Below are 4885 nucleotides of genomic sequence, written 5' to 3'. Positions count from 1 at the left end.
TCGATACGAACAACACCGTTGGTACCACCACTGATAATCAGGGCAATACCGTGACAGCTGCTCGTCAGCAGAACGTCGGGCTGTCGCACGCCACCTACGGTACGGTCCTCGCCGGCTTCCTGCAGTCGACGGGTTACGACTTCGCCGTCGCCGCTTCGCCGCTGGCTGCCTCGGCCTTCGGCGCTGGAAAGGTCCTCGCCTTTGATGGTTCAAGCGTGCTCAGCACCAGCGGCCGTCTGGAAAACGCCGTCGCCTACGTCTCGCCGACCTTCGCCGGCTTCAACGTCGCGCTGAACCACGGCCGTCTGACCGAGACCGCCAACACCACCGGCAAGTCGGATGCGTATGCCAACGCGATCGGCATCAACTATGCGAACGGCCCGATCAGCGCCGGTTTCACTTATGCCAGACAGTACATGAAAAACAAGAACAGCAGTGCTGCTGATTATCTTGAAGGCGACTTCAACACGGATATTGAGGAATACGGCATCCGTGGCGGCTACGATTTCGGCGTCGCCAAACTGCAGGCTGCCTACCAGACCTTCGAGGCCAAGGATACGGACTTCGGTCGCGACAGCAAGTGGGTCATCGGCGCTACGGTTCCGGTCTCCGCTGCCGGTGCCGTCGTCGCTGAATACGCCAGCCTGAATGTCAAGACGCCTTACCCCTTGCACCCTGGACATTCCCACCCGGCTTATGCCGACTCCACGGCTTGGACGTTGGCTTACACGCACGCCCTGTCGAAGCGCACCACCGCTTACGCTGGCTACAATCAGGTCAGCAGCGACGTGACCAACCAGGTCAACGAAGGTGATGTCAAGCGCTTTGCCTTCGGCGTTCGCCACGCGTTCTGATATCGCCTAAAAGCGATTGCCGAACTGAAAACGGGCGCTGCGGCGCCCGTTTTTGCGGCTGCGCGCCACGTAGTGTCGCGCCATTGCAACGCGCACGCTCAGGTTGGTCAGACTTTGTTATCGCCTCCTTACCAAGGCGGGGGATCTGAGCGTCGGAGCAGCGGCTACGGTCGTCGTTTTTCGAACCTGATGGAGAAGATTCACATGCAAAAGAAACTGATCGCGCTGGCTGTCGCTGGCCTGGTTTCCGGGGGCGTCTTCGCGCAGTCGAACGTCAGCATCTACGGTATCGTCGATGTCGGCTACCTGAGCACGGACTTCGACGGTGCAGGCAAGCGCGTCAACAGCATCGACAGCGGCCTGCTGTCCACCTCGCGCCTCGGCTTCAAGGGCGAAGAAGCACTGGGCAACGGCCTGAAGGCCTTCTTCAACCTCGAATACGCTTTGGCCATCGATAAGAACGAGACCATCGGCACGAACGGTACGACGGACACGGGCGCCACCGCCATGGCTGTGCGTCAGCAGAACGTCGGCCTGTCGCACGCCAGCTACGGTACGCTCCTCGCCGGTTATCTGCAGTCCGCTGGTTACGACTTCGCCGTAGCCGCTTCGCCGCTGGGCGCCTCGGCTTTCGGTGCTGGCAAGGTGCTACGCTTTGCTGGTGAAGTATTTGACGAGCCTGCCGGCCTGCTCAGCACCAGCGGTCGTCTCGAGAACGCTGTCGCCTACGTTTCGCCGACCTTCGCCGGGTTCAACGTCGCCCTTAACCACGGCCGTATTACCGAAATCGCCAATACCACTGGCCAATCCGACGCATACGGTAACGTTCTCGGCGTCAACTACGCCAATGGCCCGATTACCCTTGGCTTCGCCTATGCCAAGCAGTTCCTCAAGGACAAGGGCGACATCGCTGCTCGCTTTGGCGGATTCAACACGGATATCGAGGAATACGGCATCCGTGGCGGGTACGATTTTGGCGTCGCCAAGCTGCAAGCGGCTTACCAGACCTACGAAGACACGGACACGCGCTATGGTCGTGACAGCAAATGGGTTATCGGCGCGACCGTTCCGGTCTCTGCTGCCGGCGCGGTCGTTGCCGAATACGCCAGCCTGAACGTCAAGACGCCTTACGTCGGGGATACGCTGAGAGGTGTCTACTACCCCGGTTACGCTGACGCCAAGGCTTGGGCGCTGGCCTACACGCACGCGTTGTCGAAGCGCACCACGGCGTACGCCGGCTACAACCAGGTCAGCAGCGACGTCGCCGACAAGACGGACGAAGGCAATGTCAAGCGCTTCGCCTTAGGCGTTCGCCACGCGTTCTGATAGCACCTGGCGACGATGCTCGAACGGAAACGGGCGCTGCGGCGCCCGTTTTTGCGGCTGCGCGCAACCTGGTGTCGTGCCCTTGCAACACGCACCTGCCGATACGGTTAGCAATGCCATAGCGCGCTTATGGTTGTCGTTTTTCAAATCTGAGGGGGAAGATTCTCATGCAAGAGAAACTCGTCGCACTTGCGGTCGCCGGCCTGGTTTCCGGCGGTGCTTTCGCGCAGTCGAACGTCAGCATCTACGGTATCGTCGATGTCGGCTACATGAACCAGAACTTCGACGGCGCCGACAAGCGTGTCAGCAGCATCGACAGCGGCCTCTTGTCGCCCTCGCGCATCGGCTTCAAGGGGGAGGAAGCCCTGGGCAATGGCCTGAAGGCGGTCTTCAACCTCGAATACGCGCTGGCCATCGATGGCCATTCCGGTATCGGTGAGGCCCGTCAGCAGAACGTCGGCCTGTCTCACAGCACCTACGGTACGATTCTCGCCGGTTACCTGCAGACTGCCGGTTACGATTTTGCGGTCGCTGCCTCGCCGTTGGCTACTGCACAATTCGGCACTGCCAATGCGCTGGGCATCAATGGAATGCTCAGCACCAGCGGCATTCAGGAGAACGCCGTCGCCTACGTCTCGCCGACCGTCGCCGGCTTCAATATCGCACTCAATCACGGCCGAATCACTGAAAGCGCCAATACCAATATCGGCAGGGCAGGCGAAGCGCAAGTCGATGCCTATGTCAACATTCTCGGCGTCAGTTACGTCAACGGCCCGATCACGGCCGGCTTCGCTTATGCCAAGATGTCCCTCAAGGACAAGGGAGGTGATGTTAGTGCTTTTGCAGGTGTTCCTGGTCCGCTTTACTTCAGTACGGATGGCGAGGAATACGGTCTCCGTGGCGGCTACGATTTCGGCTTCGCTAAACTGCAGGCTGCTTACCAGACCATCGACGCCAAGGACCTTGACTACGGTCGCGACAGCACGTGGGTCATCGGTACGACCATCCCGGTTTCCGCTGCCGGCAAGGTCGTCGCTGAATACGGTAGACTGAACGTCAAGACGCCTGAGGTTGCGAAGACGGAGCATGGCTTGTACTACCCGGGTTATGCTGACGCCAGGGCCTGGACGCTGGCTTACACGCACGCGTTGTCGAAGCGCACCACTGCCTACGCCGGCTACAACCAGGTGAGCAGCGACGTTGCTGATCTGAAGGACGAAGGTGATGTCAAGCGCGTCGCCTTCGGCCTTCGCCACGCTTTCTGATATCGCTTGGCAGCGATGCCCAACTTAAAACGGGCGCTTCGGCGCCTGTTTTTGCACCTGCGCACAGCTGTTGTCGCAATCCTGCAACAGTTCTTTGTCAGACTACGACACGTCTTTTCGAGGACCTCAGTTCCGACCGTGCGGACCGTCGTCCCGGTCGTTGTCTATCAAACTTGCAGGAGCAGCTTCACATGCAAAAGAAACTCATCGCGCTGGCCGTCGCCGGCCTCGTTTCCGGCGGCGCCTTCGCGCAGTCGAACGTCAGCATCTACGGCATCGTCGACGCCGGCTACATGAACGAGAACTACGACGGCGCCGACAAGTCCGTCAGCAAGATCAACAGCGGCATCCTGTCCACCTCGCGCCTCGGCTTCAAGGGTGAAGAGGCGCTGGGCAACGGCCTGAAGGCGGTCTTCAACCTCGAGTACCGCCTCGACATCGATTCCACCTCCAGCATCGGTGCTGCGCGTCAGCAGAACGTCGGGCTGTCGTCGGACACCTACGGTACGGTCCTCGCCGGCTACCTGAACTCGGCCGGCTACGACTTCGCCAACGCCGCTTCGCCGCTGGCCGCCTCGGCCCTCGGTGCAGGCAAGAACCTCAAGTTCGCGAGCGACAAGAATGGCGTCGGCCTGGTCAACGTCGACGGCCGTCTGCAGAACGCCGTCAGCTACGTCTCGCCGACCTTTGCCGGCTTCAACGTCGTCGCCAACCACGGCCGCATCACCGAAACTGCCAACACTAACGCCAATGGCCAGGGCGACGCCTACGCCAACGCGATCGGGCTGAACTACGCCAACGGCCCGCTCAGCGCCGGCCTCGTCTATGCCAAGCAGTCGCTCAAGGACAAGGGTGCTCTTGCCACCACTTATTCGTCGGATGTCGAGGAATATGGCATCCGTGGCGGCTATGACTTCGGCGTCGCCAAGCTGCAGGCTGCTTACCAGACCTTCGAAAACAAGGACAACGCCAGTGATAAGGTCTACGGTGATCGCGACAGCAAGTGGATCGTCGCCGCGACCGTTCCGGTCAGCGCTGCCGGCAAGATCATCGGCGAATATGCCAGCCTGAACGTCAAGAATCCGGATGCTGCCAAGTACGCCGACGCCAAGTCGTGGTCGCTGGCTTACACGCACGCGCTGTCCAAGCGCACCACCGCCTACGCTGGCTACAACCAGGTCAATTCCGACGTCACTGCCGGGAAGGATGTTGGCGACGTCAAGCGCTTCGCCTTCGGTGTTCGCCACTCGTTCTAAGATCGCCTAAGCGCGATTGCAGAAAGAAAACGGGCGCTGCGGCGCCCGTTTTTTTCGTCCGTGCGCCCGGCAGGGCGCACTCACTTGGAGGTGAAAGTCCTCTACTCGCCCGACAAGGGGAAGAGTTAGCCGAACGGCAAGGGTGTTCCGGGCGACTGGAAATCTGAAGGAAGCTGAAGGCAAA

At 60.5% G+C, this 4885-nt stretch carries 4 protein-coding genes; all 4 read left to right on the top strand.

Annotated elements, in window-relative coordinates:
- Positions 1–854 (top strand): porin (locus CCR84_RS00060; RefSeq protein WP_201208896.1); only part of this gene is annotated, 854 nt, incomplete at its 5' end.
- A 204-nt stretch (positions 855–1058) separates the two neighbouring features.
- Positions 1059–2180 (top strand): porin, encoded by a 1122-nt coding sequence (locus tag CCR84_RS00055; RefSeq protein ID WP_201208895.1) that lies wholly within the window; start codon positions 1059–1061, stop codon positions 2178–2180.
- A gap of 167 nt (positions 2181–2347) precedes the next feature.
- Complete coding sequence (locus tag CCR84_RS00050; RefSeq protein WP_201208894.1) at positions 2348–3445, top strand: porin; 1098 nt, start codon at positions 2348–2350, stop codon at positions 3443–3445.
- A gap of 191 nt (positions 3446–3636) precedes the next feature.
- Entirely contained in the window at positions 3637–4701 is a 1065-nt protein-coding gene (locus CCR84_RS00045) for a porin (protein ID WP_201208893.1), read from the top strand.
- Positions 4702–4885: the final 184 nt, after the last annotated feature.

The organism is Rhodocyclus purpureus, from assembly GCF_016653115.1.
In the GTDB taxonomy this organism is placed as follows: Bacteria; Pseudomonadota; Gammaproteobacteria; order Burkholderiales; family Rhodocyclaceae; genus Rhodocyclus; species Rhodocyclus purpureus.
The sequence above is the reverse complement of the archived record's forward strand: the minus strand, read 5'-3'. Positions and strand labels throughout refer to the sequence as shown.